Source organism: Halorientalis persicus, assembly GCF_900110215.1.
GTDB classification, from domain to species: domain Archaea; phylum Halobacteriota; class Halobacteria; order Halobacteriales; family Haloarculaceae; genus Halorientalis; species Halorientalis persica.
Map to the genome: position 1 here is coordinate 61812 of NZ_FOCX01000003.1, position 14464 is coordinate 76275.

Consider the following 14464-nt stretch of genomic DNA (forward strand, 5'->3'; position numbering starts at 1 on the left):
CGATGGACGCGAAGGATTCCCTATGGATTCCCTGAAGGTCGACGTGCGGAAGCTCCACCTGTTCAACGGGCTGGCCAAAGAGGGGGCCGAAACCGTCGCCGATCACCTCCAGCAGATGAGCGGTCTCGAGACCGCCGCCTCGGTCTCGAAGCTGAACTTCCTCGATTTCGACGACGTTGGCACCCACCTCCGCACCGAGACCCACACCGACTCCCACGTCGGTATCTACACCGAACTCGAAGATCCGCCCCACGGTTATCTGCTCTTTCTGGTCTCACGGACGGAGGCCAAGCGGCTGGCAAACGCCATGCTCGGCCAGGGGGCCGAGGCCGAAGCCGACGGCAGCGGCTTCTCGGATATGCAGAAGTCGGCCATCCAGGAGGTCGGCAACATCATGACCTCGGCGTTCATCGACGGCTGGGCCAACGTGCTGGGGACGACCATCGCCCACTCGCCGCCCCACTTCGCCTACGGCGACAGCCAGACGATGCTCGACGAGATCACCGAGTGGCCCGACACCGACATCGTGTTCGTCATCGACTCGCAGATCACCGCCGCCGACGTGGACTTCTCGCTGACCTGTTACACCTTCCCCGAACTCGAACCGCTCGTCGACCTCATCCACGACATCGACGTCGACTCCATCGCCGAGGCCGAGACCTCTCCCTCCGACTTCTCCGAACTCGTCTAGACTGTGGTCGCCGGTGGTTCCCGCGTCGTCCCGTCGCTGAGCCGCGCGACCCGCGCGTGCAGCGGCGGGTGTGCCGCGAAGGGCCCGGCGTGGGGCCCGGGCGTCGTCAGCAGAACCCGCTGGACCGCCAACTCCTCCAGCGCCGACGCCAGCGCCGGCCCGAGTCCCTGTCTGGCGGCGTAGGTGTCGGCCGCGTACTCCGTGTGCCGGACGACGGCGAACGCGCCGACCGCGCCCGCGGCGGCCAGTCCGACCCCCGCCAACAGCACCGCCGTCCCGCCGATCTCCAGCGCGACCAGCAGCGGGACGACCGCCGCCAGGAACGCCCCGAACCGGAGCGGGACGTGGCCCCCCTCGTGGTGCCCGACCTCGTGGGCGACGACGCCCGCCAGTTCCCGTTCGTCGAGGCTCGAAAACAGCGACTCGGCGACGAAGACGTACCGCTGGCCCGGCAGGACGCCCGCCGCCAGGGCCACCCCGAACCGCGTCCGGTCGTCGACGACCCGGAGCTGACAGTCCCCGGGCACCTGCGCGACCTCGCGCTCGCTGTCGGTCGCCGGCCGGTCCCGGACGGTGACACTGATCGCGTAGGGCGCGAGAACCGTCCCGAGCCCGCCGACGACGACGGCAACCGCGAACCGACCGACCGTCGACTCGGCGGCTGTGACGACCGTCGTCGCCGCCGCGAGCGCCAGCACCGTCGCGGCGTACCGGCTGGTGAACCACCCCGTCACGTCCCGGTAGGTCAGGTCGAGTCGACGGGACGCCCGGCGGTGCCGGAGCGTGCCGAGCCGCACCGCCAGCAATCCCAGCAGGACCGGGCCAAGCAGGAGCACGGCGGCGGCGAGGACACCGACGAGTCCGGCGGGCAGTCCCGGCGAGACTCGCTGGATCGCCGCCGCGGCCAGCGGCAGGGTCCCGACTCTCACCGCGAGCACGAGCGTGGCGAGGGTGGCGACGACGGAGCCGATTTCCCGGAGCGTGCGGAGCCGTTCGGCGGTCCGGGCGGGGCCGCCGGTGAGCCGGTGGACGTAGCCGGCCGCGGTCCGCACAGCCAGGAAGACGACCGCCGCCAGCCAGCAGTGGGCGACGACTGCGATGGACGGGGAGGGCATCGGTGTGGACTGCGATCCTGTCAGTGAAAAAAGTGTGGCTGGACCCGTCGTCACACTGAAGCCAGCGTCGGCCGAACGCTCGGCCATGCGAATCGAGTTCGACCGGGACACCTGTATCGGGATGTTCCAGTGTACCGCCGAGTGGGACGGGTTCGAGGAGGACAACGACGCCGGCAAGGCCATTCTCGTCGACGGCGAGGAAGTCGACGAGGACCTGTTCGCCCGCGAGATCCCCGAGGACGCCGAACTGGACGCGAAGTTCGCCGCCCGGTCCTGTCCCGTCGACGCCATCACGGTCTACGACGACGACGGGGAGCAGATCATCCCCTGAACTACCGTTCCGCGGTCGAAAACCACAGGGGGCTCCGGTCCGTGGTGGCCGTAGATGGGTGTCCGCGACGCCGTCCGTGCCGCGTTGTTGCGGTTCCCCGCGCTCCTGGCTCGGCTCGGACTGGTCGACCGCGAGAAGGGGACCGAGGCGTTCGACCTGGCCGTGCCGGTGATGGTCACCGGCGGGCTCCGGGTCCTGTTGCGAGTCGCGGACTTCCTGATGGTCGGGATCGCCGTCGGGGACACGGCCATCGCCGCCCTCGAACTGGGGTTTCAGTACTACTTTCTGGGATTCGGGCTGTCGCTGGCGCTGTCCTCGGGGACGATCAGCGTCGTCTCCCGGTTGCAGGGCAACGGCGAGTCCGGCCGGGCCGATCTGGCGGTCAAGCAGTCGCTGTGGCTCTCGCTGGCGATCTCGATCCCGCTCACGGTTCTAACGTGGGTGTACGCCGGCCCGATGCTGGACGTCCTGACCGACGACCCCCGGACGATCGAACTCGGGGCGGTCTACCTCCAGATCGTGATGCTGTCGCTCGCCTTCCGGTTCTGGAGCATGATCGCCGCACGGGCGCTGGCCGGCAGTGCCGACACGCGGACGCCGATGTACGTCCGGTTGCTGACCCTGCCGACGAACGTCGTCCTCAACGCCGTCCTCGTCTTCGGGTGGGGCCCGTTCCCGGAACTCGGCGTGGCGGGCGCGGCCTGGGGGACGGCCGCCGCCAACGCGCTCGCCGCGACGGTCTTTCTCGTCTTGCTGGCCTCGGGGCGGTACGTCGTCCGGCTCCCCCTCCGTGGTCCACAGATCGACCTCTCGCTGTGTCGGGAGATCGTCCGCGTCGGCCTGCCGCTGGCCGGGATGCGACTCCTCCAGACGTTCGGCCGGTTCCCCTTTCTGTTCGTGTTGGGTGTGCTTGGAACGCCCGTCGTGGCCGCGTACGCCATCGGGCGGCGGGTGATGTTGCTGGCGCTGATGCCGGCCTGGGGGTACGCGACGGCCGCCAGTACGCTCGTCGGCCAGGCCGTCGGCGCGGGCGAGGACGCCGACGCCACGGCCTACGGCTGGCAGACCATGCGGATCGCGCTGGTGACGCAACTGCTCTTCGGCGCGGTGCTGGTGGCCTTCGCTCGCCCGATCGCGCTGGCCTTCGGCACCGAGTACCCGGATCTGGCGGTGCAGTTCATCCGCGTGTTCGGCGTGATCGTCGCCGGGTTCTCGATCTCGCGGACGATGCGGGGGAGTCTCCGGGGCGCGGGCGACACGCGCTGGCCGCTCTACGGGACGTTCGCGGGCTCGTACCTCGTCCGGTTGCCCGTCGCGGCGCTGGCGCTGCCCGCGGGCTACGCGGTCACGGTCGCCGGGTTCTCGGTCGCGCCGGGGCTGGGCTGGGGCCTGCCCGCGATCTTCGTCGCGCTGATCGCCGACTTCTACGTGAAGGCGGCGGTCAACACCGCGCGCTTCTGGACGGGGAAGTGGCAGGGGGTCGCCCGGCGCGCCGGAGTTGGAACGACGGACGACTAGATACGTCGGATTTAAACCGTTGCTGGCGGTACTCGCGGGTATGAGTCAGGCAACCAAGATCGTCCTGCTGACGCTCGGCCTCACGGCCGTGCTCGCCGTCGCACAGATCCTCGGCGCCGCACTGGCGTAGATGTTCGAGACACGTGCGCTCTCCGGAGCCCTCGCGGCGGTCCGCGAGGCCCACGCCCCGGACGCGCTCGTATTGGATACCGAACGGGACTTCGAGACGCTCGACCCGGCCGTCGCCGAGGAACTCGGCCTGCTGGTCGACGGTCTCGATCCCGTCTCTTTCCCCGACGAGTGGCTCCCGACCGACGTGCCCGAGCAACTCGCCCAGTACGCCGGCAGTGACTTCACCGTCGGCCTGCCCGGCGACGGCGGCGTCACCTGGACCCGCCAGACCGAACCCCCGACAGTCTTCGTCAAACCGCGCCTGCGTACCTCGCCCGACCCCTTCGTGGACTTCCTGCTCGCGGAAGCGCTGGTCGAGGTCGGGCTCGATCTGCCCGAATCGTTTCTTCCGTTCTTCGGGGAGCGCTACAGCGAACTCGCGGCCGCGGTGCCGCTCGATCCCGCGGGTGTCTACCAGCTGGCCGCCGCCCTCTACACCGCCTACTGCGGCCTGCACACCCGCGCGGTTTTCGCCGACTGGGCGGGAACCCATCCCGACCTGTTCGACGCGTGGGTCGACGCCGGCGAGCGCCTCGAACCGCGACTGGGTGACCTCTCGACGGAGGTCGCGCGGGGTCAGACCGAGTTCCCGGCCGCCGCGGAACTGGCCTGTAGCGCGATCAAACACGCCGCGGACGACCGGATCGAGATTCCGACACCCTTCGCCGCGCTGGAGTCCAGCGCCTACGCACAGGCCGGCCCCGAGTACGCCGTCGAGTGGGCGCGGAAAACGTTCGAGAAGTTGGAAGACTGATTTTTGGGGGTGGCACGGACAGTGGCGGTATGGTCGCTGCTGTCCCTGCCCTCACGGGTCCACTCGAGCCCACACTAAGCCTGACGTTCACCCTCGCACTGGTGGTTCTGCTAGCTCTCGCTATCCTGGTCGCACTCCTATTCGACATTCGAAACAACACGCGCCGGACCGCCGAGGCGGTCGAACGGCTGGCCGACCAGCGCGAGACCGACGAGTCCGACCCCTGACCTAGAACTCGCTGGTCACGGTGCCGTCCGCCGAGAGTTCGACGACGCCGTCGAACAGGTCGCGATAGCCGTCGACGATGGCCTCGTCGTGGACCTCCGGTGAGAGATGGAAGAGGCCGACAGCGTCGTGCTCGGCGAGCAGGTCGAGTAAGTCCGCGACGGCCTCGCGGGTGCGGTCGTCGTCCGCGTAGTAGGCCATCTCGGTGATGGAGTCGACGGTGATGCGGAGTTTGCCGTCGTGGGACTCGATCCACTCGCGGGCGTCCTCGAGGATGCCGTCGAGGTCGTCCGGCGAGGAGACGTAGTGAACGTTCTCGGAGCGCCGGCGGGTGTACCCGCGTTCGATGGAGAGGGTGTCGAGGATGGTGGCGCGGGTCTCGTCGACCTCGTAGTACTCCAACTTCTGCTCGACCTCGCGGGCGGTGGTGCGGGTCGAGATGATGAGCATGTGGTCGGTGTCGGTCGCGAGAAAGTCGGTGTCGATTCGGTCGGTTTCGCCGGTACTCGGGTGCAAGAGGAGTACGCCCGTCCCCCCGGAGATGGTGTCCGGCGTGTTCTCGACGGCGAGTTCGTAGTCCATGCGGGCAACACGGAGAGGGCCGGCGTTAAATTTGCGGGTCGGGGAGCGTCAAAAGACGCTGTCGGCGGTGGCCGCGCCGACGACGCTGAAGATCGCGCCGACGGCGACGGCCCTGATCGTCGTCAGCACGACTGCGGTCCGTGTCGGGCCGGCAAGAATCCCGCCCTCGACGAGAAACGTCTGCGGTGCGGTCAGGGCCACGGCCAGCACCGCGACCGAACCGTAGGCCACGCCCATCAGCGAGACGAACCGGACGGGAATTCCGGCGACTTCGGCCTCGTGGTCGGGATCGCGGTCGTCGTCGGCCTTGTACAGCGCGCCGTAGCCGATGCCGAAGACGATGGCGACGACGGCGAGCGTGTGCCACCACGTCATCGCCGCGGCCAGCACCCACACCTCTTCGGTCACGACGAATGGCCCCGCCAGCAGGAATCCCCCCACCAGCTGCTGGGCGGTGTCCGCGACCTGATAGCGACGGCGTCCCATATTCCCGAGGGGACACCGAGCCCGAAAAGCGTCTCGACTCGTCGGGACCGAATCCGTTATGCCCGCGCCGCCGCTTCGCCCGGCAATGAGCGTCCGCGAGGAGTTCGACCAGTGGGCCGCCGAGGGCCGCGACAGGGGCATGGAGGAGCGCCACTGGCACACCGCAAAACACGCGCTGGCCCGGATGCCCGTAGCTGACGGCGACACGATCCTCGATCTGGGCTGTGGGAGCGGCTACGCCGGCCGCGCGCTCCGGGAGACCGCCGACGCCGGACGCGTGTACGGCCTCGACGCTTCGCCGGAGATGGCGCGCAACGCCCGTTCTTACACCGACGACCCCCGGGTGACCTACCTCGTCGGCGACTTCGAACACCTCCCGTTCGCCGACGATTCCATCGACCACTGTTTCTCCATGGAGGCGTTCTACTACGCGAGCGACCCCCACGCCGCACTCTCGGAACTGGCCCGCGTCCTCCGGCCCGGTGGCACGTTCTACTGCGCCGTGAACTTCTACGAGGAGAACGTTCACTCTCATCACTGGCCCGAGATGGTCGGCGTCGAGATGACCCGCTGGTCCGAACGCGAGTACCGGCGAGCGTTTCGTGATGCGGGCCTGTACGTCGCCGGCCAGGACCGTATTCCGGACCGGGAGATCACGATCCCATCGGCCGACGAATTTCCAACCGAAGACTGGGAGTCACGCGATGCCATGGTCGAGCGCTACCGCACCTACGGCACGCTCCTGACGGTCGGGGTCGCTCCCTAACCCACCCTCCAAACCCCCTCATTTCATCTGCAAGTGCCGACTATTGTTGTGTGATACCGTCTGCCGTATTCTGGTTCCGGCCGGTTGACGTGTTCGGTCACGAAACGTTTAGTCGGGGCGACCGGAAGTGAGTGCCATGGCGGTAGATCGGCGTCGGCGTCGCGTCTTGCTGGGGGCGTTCGTCGTCCTGGCGATCCTGGCGACGCTCGTCCTCTCGAAGGTCCTCGCGACGGTGTTTTTCGCGGTGACGGTGGCGTACGTCCTCTATCCCGTCCGCCAGTGGGTCCGTCACCGTGGGTGGGGGCGGCGGGTGTCGGCGGGCGTGGCGACGCTGGTGGGTTTTTTGGCGGTCGTGATTGCGGCGTTGCCGGTCATCGGTGCGCTGTACGCTCGTCGGCTCGAGTTCATCGCGTTCGTCAGCGAACTCCCTCCGGAGATTCCCGTCTCCGCGTTTGGCTTCGAGCTCGCCGTGGACGTGAGCGTGGTGCGCACGCGTGCCCAGTCGGTGCTGACGGAGGTGGCAGTCGATCTGGCCGCGGCCGCGCCCGTCCTCGCGCTGAAGGCGACGCTGTTCGTCCTGCTCGTGTACGCTCTGCTGTGGCGACCTCACGAGATCAGAGCGACGACTTTCGAACTCGTCCCCTCGGTCTACCACGACATCGTGGAGGGCTTTCACCGCCGGATCCGGGACACGCTGTACGCGATCTACGTCCTGCAGGCGGCGACGGCCTTTGGCACCTTCCTGATCGCCTACGGTGTCTTCGCGGTGCTTGGATACGAGTCGACGCTCGTCCTCTCCGTACTGGCCGGGATCCTCCAGTTTATCCCGATCATCGGCCCGAGTGTCCTGGTGATCGTGCTGGGGATCTACCAGGTGACGCTTGGCAACCCCAGCGGGGCGGTGCTGGTCGTCGCGTTCGGACTGGTGCTCGTCGGATTCCTCCCGGATGCGCTCATCCGTCCGCAGCTGGCGTCTTACACCGCCGGGATGCCCGGGAGCCTCTATTTCGTCGGGTTCGTCGGCGGCGTCCTCACCATCGGGATCGTCGGCTTCATCGCCGGGCCCCTGGCCGTCGCCGTCCTGCTGGAAGCCGGCCAGCAACTCTCGACGGAGATGGGCGTCGGACCCGCCAGACCGGACGATTAGCTACCGGTTTCGAGTGGCCGCCCCTCTCTCTCCCACTCGGTGAGGCTCCCCTCGTAGAACTGCAGGCTCGGGTAGCCGAGGTGCCGGAGGACGGTGTAGGTGTGGCTGATTCGCCGGGCGGTGTTGCAGTAGAGGACGATCCGCTTCTCGGGCGTGACGCCGCGCGATTCGAGGATCGTCTCCATCTCGTCGCGCGGTTTCAGCCCCCGGGTCTCGTCGTCGACGAGTTCCCGCCAGTCGAGCCGGACCGCGCCGGGGATGTGGCCCTCTTCGTACTCCCAGTCCTCGCGGGTGTCGACGACGACGGCGTCGGGGTCGTCGGCGGCGGCGGCCACCGCGTCGGCGTCGACCAGCGGCGTCTCGATCTCGGTGGGGTCTGCCACCTCGTAGGTCGTCGGTTCCACGTCGGTCGCGTCGCTCGTGGTCTCGCGCTCGCGCTGCCAGGCCGAGAAGTCCCCGTCGAGCAGGTGGAGCTTCGCGGGGTCGTGGCCGTACAGTTCGGCGGTCACGAGCAGGCGCGCGGCGAAGACGCCGTGGTGGTCGTCGTAGGCGACGATGCGGTCGTCCCGGCTGATCCCGGCCGCGCCCATCAGATCGGCGAAGGCCTCGCCGCCGGGGAGCATCCCGGTCTCGCCGTCGTCGCTGTCCCCGCCCTCGTCCGCCGCGGTGTGTTCGCCCGCCCGGAACGAGTCGAACGGAATGTTCACCGCGTTCGGGACGTGGCCGATGCCGTCGAACTCCCAGGCGTCGCGCACGTCGACCAGCGCGACCTCGTCGCGTCGGTCGGCCACCCACGCCGCTGGAACCACTACCTCGCTCATACCACCAGATACGCGAGCGGCCGTTTCAAGGCTTCTCTCTCGCTCTCTCTCAGATAGCGGCAACGCTGGCCGCAACTCGCACGCACCGACCGGTCGCCGACGCGGACGGTGGACTGTTGGCCGCGTCGCGCGTCCTGTGGCGTGTGGACAGTTCGCACTGTCTGTGGGGGGTCGAAGGGGAAAATACTGCCGGCAGGGGGGAGGAGGGGCCGAAAGTGCCGTGAGGTGCAGGACTATATGGGTCGTGGTCGTACAGGTGGACGCACATGAGCGATTACGCCAAGGACGTTCTCGTCTCTGCGGACTGGGTCGAGGACCATCTGGAGGAGTTCCAGAGCGACGATCCGGAGTATCGACTCGCGGAGGTCGACGTGGACACGGAACTGTACGAGGAGGAGGGTCACGCCCCCGGTGCCATCGGCTTCAACTGGGAGACGGACCTGCAGGACCAGCAGACCCGTGACATCCTCTCGAAGGAGGACTTCGAGAACCTGCTGGGCAGTCACGGCATCACCGAAGACTCGACGGTCGTCCTCTACGGTGACAACTCCAACTGGTTCGCGGCCTACACCTACTGGCAGTTCAAGTACTACGGCCACGACGACGTGCGCCTGATGGACGGCGGCCGCGACTACTGGGTCGAGAACGACTATCCCCTCTCCGAGGAGGAACCGGACTTCTCCGTGCAGGACTACGACGCGTCCGGCCCGCGCGAGTCCATCCGCGCCTACCGCGAGGACGTCGAGAACGCCATCGAGCGTGGCGTTCCTCTCGTCGACGTTCGCTCGCCCGAGGAGTTCTCCGGCGAGATCCTCGCGCCCCCGGGCCTGCAGGAGACCGCCCAGCGCGGCGGCCACATCCCCGGCGCGTCCAACATCTCGTGGGCTGCGGTGACCGACGACGACGGCACCTTCAAGGACGCAGACGAGATCGAGCAACTCTACGCCGAGGAAGGCATCGACGGTGAGGGGACGACCGTCGCCTACTGCCGGATCGGCGAACGTTCGTCCGTGGCGTGGTTCGCGCTCCACGAACTGCTCGGCTACGAGGACACCATCAACTACGACGGGTCCTGGACCGAGTGGGGCAACCTGGTCGGCGCGCCGATCGAGAAAGGCGACTGACGGGAGCGCTGCCGTCTCGTCCGACTGCAATCTCCGATTTTTGCGATCCGTCTCAGAGGACGACAGCGATGCCGAGGCCGACAGCGGCGACGACGCCGAGGACGGCGGTGACGAGCTTCCCGAGCTGTCGCGTCCCGATGACCCAGGCCAGGCCGGCCTTGACCAGCGTGTTCGCGGAGGCGGCGATGACGATGCCGGTCGTGGCGACGCCGGGTTCGACCGCCCCCTCGGCGGCGAGTTTGCTCAGCGTGAGCGTCATCGCGTCCACGTCGGCCAGCCCGGAGACGAACGCCGTCGCGTAGATGCCCGACGCGCCGAGCCAGGCGTTCGCGTAGTCAGAGAGGAGCAGGACGGCACCGAACAGCGCGCCGAAAAAGAGCGCGGTCCGCAACTGGAACGGGTTCTCGATCTCGGCGTCGACGGTCGTTTCGACGGCCGAGCGCCAGTAGACGACGACGGCGACGACCGCGCCGACGGCGGTCATCGCCCCCAGCGGGACGGCGACGTACGGCAGGAGCGCGGGGTTGACGACCGCGACCTCGACCAGCGCGCGCGGGAACATCACGACCGCGGCGACGACCGTCGAGAACGCACACAGCTGGTAGAGGCTGGGTGACTCCCGGGTCTGTTCGGCCATCGAGACCGTCGTCGCCGTCGAGGAGACGAACCCACCGAGGATGCCGGTGAGCGCGATGCCGCGCTCGGTCCCGACGATGCGGCTCAGCACGTACGCGACGAAGCTGAGGCCGGTGACGAACACGACCATCAGCCAGACGAAGCGCGGGTTGAGGCCGAACAGGGCGTCGAGTTCTCGATCCGGGAGGACCGGCAGGACGACGAACACGACGAGGACGAACTTCACCACGGCGCGCTGTTCGTCGTCGTCGATGCGGTCCGCGAACCGATGGAGCGACCCCTTCACCGAGAGCAAGGCGGTGACCGCCCCGCCGACGACGATAGTGACGACGGCACCCCGGCCGGAGTGGGTGGCCAGCGCGCCCAGCAGAACCGTCAGCAACGCTGCCGTCAGTGTAGTGAGGCCTGTATCCCGCTCGATCCACACCTTGGCCACGTAGGCGACGGTCAGCGGCACGACGATGGCGGCGATGGCGACCGGGAGTGCACCCGGATAGAACGCACCGACCAGTGCCCCGTAGAGCGCGAACAGGGGAAAGGTGCGACTCCCGGCGAAGATCCCACCGGACTCGCTTTGCTCGCGCTCCAGACCGATCAGCGCCCCGACACCGAATGCGATCCCCAGCCGGAGCACGAGCGTCGGCAGCGACTCGACGGGTGGCACGGCCATCTCACCGCCGACTATTCTCGACACCGAAGTGAAGCTTCTGGACGACGCATGACACGGACCCGGTCTGCCAGTGTCGATGCTTACAAGCGCCCGCCGGTCGAATCGAGGGCTATGAACGCGGCAGACTTCCTCGACGGCGTCCGCCAGGCACAGCAGACCGAACTCTCCAGACTCGGCTCCTCGAAGTCGCTGTACGCGGACACCGAGGGCGAGATGGAAGACGACGCAGTGCTCGCGGCCGTCGCCGACACCTTCCACCACGCGGCGGCCACCTTCGAGGACTGGGCCGACGAGGCGGACGGCCCCGCAGCCGACCGCTTGTCGGCCGCCGCCGACCTGGCCGGCGAGCAGTACGGCACCGTCGCCGGCGAACTGGGCGATCACGAGGCCGGCCCGCCGTCCCCGCTCGCCGAGTCCATGCAGGCCCTCGACACCACACCAGAGCGCGTCGCCGGCGTCCTCGGGTGGGCACTGGTCGTCGAGAACAAGATCTCCCAGGCCGTCGGCTTCTTCGTCGGGCAGGCCGCGCCACAGACTGCCAGCACCTTCCGCGACGTGCGCGACACCGTCGAATCGCTCGTCGACGACGCCGCCGACACCCTCGTCGACGTGTGTGACACCGACGCCGACAAAGACCTGGCCCACGAGGCCGCCGTCGACACCATCCAGGCCGCCTACGACGACTACTTCGACACCCTCGAAGAGTTGGGCGTGAACCCGAAACCCGTCTGCTAACCCATCTTCTTCCTTCGTCGGGTTGCGCGCCATCGGCGCGCAACCACTCACACCAGAAATCGAAGGTTTCTGGTTTGCTCACGGGACGCCCTGCGTCTCGTGAACCTCGCAAAAACGTGGGAAACAGGCCGAGCGCTCACTCCGCGCGCACTCGGCACAACCGCTTGCTCAAACCGCACTGCACCGCCTACAGGAAGGCGAGCGGCACCATCACGGCAAAGCCGACGACCAGCCCGGTCACCAGTTCGCGATGGCCGCGTCCCGGCAGTCCGCTCCCCTTCTCCAGCGCTTCGGGGACGAACTCCGAGAGGACCAGATAGATCATCGCGCCGGCCGCGAAGCCGAAACCGGCCGGCAGGAACTCCTTGGCGATCCGCACGAAATAGAAGGCCAGCACCGCCCCGATGGGCTGGGGAAGACTGGAGAACACCGCCCACCAGACCATCTTCCAGTTCGAGACGCCCATCGACCGCAGCGGGATCGAGATGGCCAGCCCCTCCGGAACGTTGTGGATCGAGATCGCGACGGTCATGAAGATCGCCAGCAGCGGCACGACGAAGGGACCGAAAGAGAGGCCACCCGCCAGGTTCAACTCGGCAAAGGAGACGCCGACGGCGACCCCCTCCGGAAAGCTGTGGACCGTCAGGATCCCCAGGATCAAGACGAGTTTCTGGAAGTCGGCCTCCTCGTACTCCCGGGGATCGAAGTGGTGATCGGAGATGATCCGGTTGGCGACGATCACGAGGACGACCCCTGCCGCGAGACCGGCGACCATCAGCAGGTAGTCGCCCCGCCCGTCGGCTTCGGCCATCCCCTCCAGGATCAACCCGAACGTCGACGCCGAGATCATGATCCCCGAGGCCAGCCCCCAGAGGCCAACCTGCAACCGGTCGCTCACCTCCGAAATGAAAAAGAACGGGAGCGCGCCGATCCCGGTCGCCAGGGCTGTAATAAATCCCGCGACGAACACCAGCGTCAGATTCGCGAGCGTTCCCATACCTGAACTTCGAACGTCGATGGCTTAAGAATTATCACTAACCTGATCGTTTTTTGGGCGGCCTAAAGGGGCGACGGAGTGTGTATCGGGTACTCCTTATATACTCGTAGGGGCTTTCGAGTGTTCGGGGGACATCCACGCACTTCTATCCCCTAGTACCAAACGTTTATCACTCAATTCCCCATTTTACTATTCGATGTCAACGACGAAGGCGACTGAGAGTGGAGAAACGGTCACTATCGTATCGGCGATGGACGAGCGCGGCATCTTGACGGTCACGAAGCCGACGACCGGCGAGACGGTCGAGGTGGTCGACTACGCGGACGAGTTGCTCCGGGAACGCGCGAAGACGCTCTCGCCGGGCGCGACGGCACGGCTGGAGCTGACGCCGGCCGAGGACGGGACGTACTCGCTCACCCGACTCCTGCCGGGTGGCCCAACCCTCGGGTTCGGCGCGGACTGATCGATACGCCGACACGGCGGCGTCACGGCGGCAGCCAGGGGTGGCACACTGGCGTTCCTGCACTGTCTCTCGTTCACAACTCGAACCGCTCGACCGTCTGGTACTCGGGCCCGGCATCGGTGAGGACGCTCTCGGTGAGCCGAATCTCTTCGACGCGGAGCCGGCCCGCCGTCGGCTCCTGCTCGCGGACGACCGCCTGTACCAGGTCTTTCCCGCCGGCGTGTTCCATCCGGGCGAGCGTGACGTGGGGCGTAAACTCGTGATCCGGCGGTTCGAAGCCCAGTTCGACCAGCCGCGGCGCGACCGCCTCGTGGAGCGCCGTCAACTGGTCGCCGCCGGCGTCGACGCCGAGCCAGACGACGCTGATGTACTCCAGTGAGGGGAACACGCCGAGACCACCGAACTCGGCGGTGAAGGGGTCGACGCCCGCCTCGGCGACAGCGGTGTCGAGCGCGGCCGTAATCTCGTCGATGCGATCGGGGTCGGTGTCGCCGAGAAAAAAGAGCGTGACGTGTGCCTGCGCCGGGTCGATGCGGTTCAGCCCAGATGCGTCCGCGAACAGGTCCTGGACGGCCGCGACGGCGTCGCCGAGACCGTCGAGATCGACGCTGACGAACAGTCGCTTGCCCATGTCGGATCCAGCGCCGCCGGCGAGTTGAACGTTCGGGCCGGGACTCGGCGTGTGACACGAACGAAATCGTCGTAAGTGATCCACACTAAATCGGTGCGAGGACGATCGCATGGGAGTACTCCTTCCCGTCGGGCGTGTGACAATTCCACGGCGAATCGTTCACGCCGTCGACGACAACATCGCGACCGAACATCCCCGGGAGGCCGGCGGCTTCCTGGCCTGTGAGCGGCGCGACGGACGACTCCACGCGACCGGCCACGTCCCCCTGCCGAACGAAGCGGCCGATCCCGAACGGCGGTTCGTCGCCACCGTCGACGAGCGCGCACCCTCGGAACCCCGGATCTGCTATCACTCCCACACCTCGGCGTCGACCCCCTCCGGCCTGACCGACATCGACCGCCGGATGATTCCCGAACGGTACGCCCTCGTCGTGTTCGCCCCCCGTGGCGACCCCCACAGCTACCGACTCTTCCGGCGTGGCTTGCTCCGCTGGCGGGAGCTCCCCGTCGGCCACACCAGGTCCGGCCCCGGCGAGTGGCATCCACTCCCGCGGCTATCCTAATATTCCTCATATTTACCCTGTCAGGACAGCGTTCACACT

At 67.6% G+C, this 14464-nt stretch carries 18 protein-coding genes; 11 read left to right on the forward strand and 7 right to left on the reverse strand.

Going from position 1 to position 14464, the window contains the following annotated elements; genetic code table 11:
* The first annotated feature begins 22 nt into the window (after positions 1 to 22).
* A complete protein-coding gene (locus BMX17_RS04040; RefSeq protein WP_092657926.1) occupies positions 23 to 691 on the forward strand; it encodes a chemotaxis protein CheC in 669 nt (222 codons plus the stop codon).
* Here the strand turns inward: BMX17_RS04040 and BMX17_RS04045 are convergent.
* Positions 688 to 1806, reverse strand: coding sequence for a M48 family metalloprotease (locus tag BMX17_RS04045; RefSeq protein ID WP_139203420.1), 1119 nt, complete (start codon positions 1804 to 1806; stop codon positions 688 to 690). The genes BMX17_RS04040 and BMX17_RS04045 overlap by 4 nt on opposite strands.
* 85 nt (positions 1807 to 1891) lie before the next feature.
* Between BMX17_RS04045 and BMX17_RS04050 the strand changes: the two genes are divergently transcribed.
* The 4 genes from BMX17_RS04050 to BMX17_RS04065 all read left to right on the forward strand — a co-directional run bounded on the left by BMX17_RS04050 (position 1892) and on the right by BMX17_RS04065 (position 4807).
* Complete coding sequence (locus BMX17_RS04050; RefSeq protein ID WP_092657930.1) at positions 1892 to 2137, forward strand: ferredoxin; 246 nt, start codon at positions 1892 to 1894, stop codon at positions 2135 to 2137.
* 54 nt (positions 2138 to 2191) lie between these two features.
* A complete protein-coding gene (locus BMX17_RS04055; protein ID WP_092657932.1) occupies positions 2192 to 3655 on the forward strand; it encodes an MATE family efflux transporter in 1464 nt (487 codons plus the stop codon).
* A gap of 130 nt (positions 3656 to 3785) precedes the next feature.
* Positions 3786 to 4580, forward strand: coding sequence for a DUF7089 family protein (locus BMX17_RS04060; RefSeq protein ID WP_092657934.1), 795 nt, complete (start codon positions 3786 to 3788; stop codon positions 4578 to 4580).
* Positions 4581 to 4609: 29 nt separating this feature from the next.
* On the forward strand, positions 4610 to 4807 hold the full coding sequence (locus BMX17_RS04065) for a hypothetical protein (protein WP_092657936.1): 198 nt from the start codon (positions 4610 to 4612) through the stop codon (positions 4805 to 4807).
* A gap of 1 nt (position 4808) precedes the next feature.
* On the opposite strand, the gene BMX17_RS04070 is transcribed toward BMX17_RS04065, so the two are convergent.
* Entirely contained in the window at positions 4809 to 5387 is a 579-nt protein-coding gene (locus BMX17_RS04070; protein WP_092657938.1) for a DUF7090 family protein, read from the reverse strand.
* Between the two features lie 48 nt (positions 5388 to 5435).
* Complete coding sequence (locus BMX17_RS04075; RefSeq protein ID WP_092657940.1) at positions 5436 to 5873, reverse strand: DUF2391 family protein; 438 nt, start codon at positions 5871 to 5873, stop codon at positions 5436 to 5438.
* 85 nt (positions 5874 to 5958) lie between these two features.
* On the opposite strand from BMX17_RS04075, the gene BMX17_RS04080 reads away from it, so the two are divergent.
* Both BMX17_RS04080 and BMX17_RS04085 read left to right on the forward strand, forming a co-directional pair.
* The gene (locus BMX17_RS04080) at positions 5959 to 6639 is read left to right on the forward strand and encodes a class I SAM-dependent methyltransferase (RefSeq protein WP_092657942.1); all 681 of its coding nucleotides are present in this window, start codon (positions 5959 to 5961) and stop codon (positions 6637 to 6639) included.
* 136 nt (positions 6640 to 6775) lie between these two features.
* Complete coding sequence (locus BMX17_RS04085; protein WP_092657944.1) at positions 6776 to 7786, forward strand: AI-2E family transporter; 1011 nt, start codon at positions 6776 to 6778, stop codon at positions 7784 to 7786.
* Here BMX17_RS04085 and BMX17_RS04090 read toward each other — a convergent pair.
* Positions 7783 to 8607, reverse strand: coding sequence for a sulfurtransferase (locus BMX17_RS04090; protein ID WP_092657946.1), 825 nt, complete (start codon positions 8605 to 8607; stop codon positions 7783 to 7785). The two genes, BMX17_RS04085 and BMX17_RS04090, sit on opposite strands and share 4 nt — an antisense overlap.
* A 266-nt stretch (positions 8608 to 8873) precedes the next feature.
* On the opposite strand from BMX17_RS04090, the gene BMX17_RS04095 reads away from it, so the two are divergent.
* Entirely contained in the window at positions 8874 to 9731 is an 858-nt protein-coding gene (locus BMX17_RS04095) for a sulfurtransferase (protein WP_092657948.1), read from the forward strand.
* Positions 9732 to 9783: 52 nt separating this feature from the next.
* Here BMX17_RS04095 and BMX17_RS04100 read toward each other — a convergent pair whose 3' ends face one another.
* Positions 9784 to 11037, reverse strand: a complete 1254-nt coding sequence (locus BMX17_RS04100) for an MgtC/SapB family protein (protein WP_092657950.1) — start codon at positions 11035 to 11037, stop codon at positions 9784 to 9786.
* A gap of 111 nt (positions 11038 to 11148) precedes the next feature.
* Between BMX17_RS04100 and BMX17_RS04105 the strand changes: the two genes are divergently transcribed.
* Complete coding sequence (locus BMX17_RS04105) at positions 11149 to 11772, forward strand: hypothetical protein (protein ID WP_092657952.1); 624 nt, start codon at positions 11149 to 11151, stop codon at positions 11770 to 11772.
* Between the two features lie 187 nt (positions 11773 to 11959).
* Here the strand turns inward: BMX17_RS04105 and BMX17_RS04110 are convergent, their stop codons facing one another.
* The gene (locus tag BMX17_RS04110) at positions 11960 to 12769 is read right to left on the reverse strand and encodes a ZIP family metal transporter (protein WP_092657954.1); all 810 of its coding nucleotides are present in this window, start codon (positions 12767 to 12769) and stop codon (positions 11960 to 11962) included.
* Positions 12770 to 12965: 196 nt separating this feature from the next.
* On the opposite strand from BMX17_RS04110, the gene BMX17_RS04115 reads away from it, so the two are divergent.
* On the forward strand, positions 12966 to 13232 hold the full coding sequence (locus BMX17_RS04115; RefSeq protein WP_092657956.1) for a DUF7999 family protein: 267 nt from the start codon (positions 12966 to 12968) through the stop codon (positions 13230 to 13232).
* 73 nt (positions 13233 to 13305) lie between these two features.
* Here BMX17_RS04115 and thpR read toward each other — a convergent pair whose 3' ends face one another.
* The gene (gene thpR / locus BMX17_RS04120; protein WP_092657957.1) at positions 13306 to 13863 is read right to left on the reverse strand and encodes an RNA 2',3'-cyclic phosphodiesterase; all 558 of its coding nucleotides are present in this window, start codon (positions 13861 to 13863) and stop codon (positions 13306 to 13308) included.
* 109 nt (positions 13864 to 13972) lie between these two features.
* Between thpR and BMX17_RS04125 the strand changes: the two genes are divergently transcribed.
* On the forward strand, positions 13973 to 14425 hold the full coding sequence (locus BMX17_RS04125) for a M67 family metallopeptidase (protein WP_092657959.1): 453 nt from the start codon (positions 13973 to 13975) through the stop codon (positions 14423 to 14425).
* Positions 14426 to 14464 lie beyond the last annotated feature (39 nt).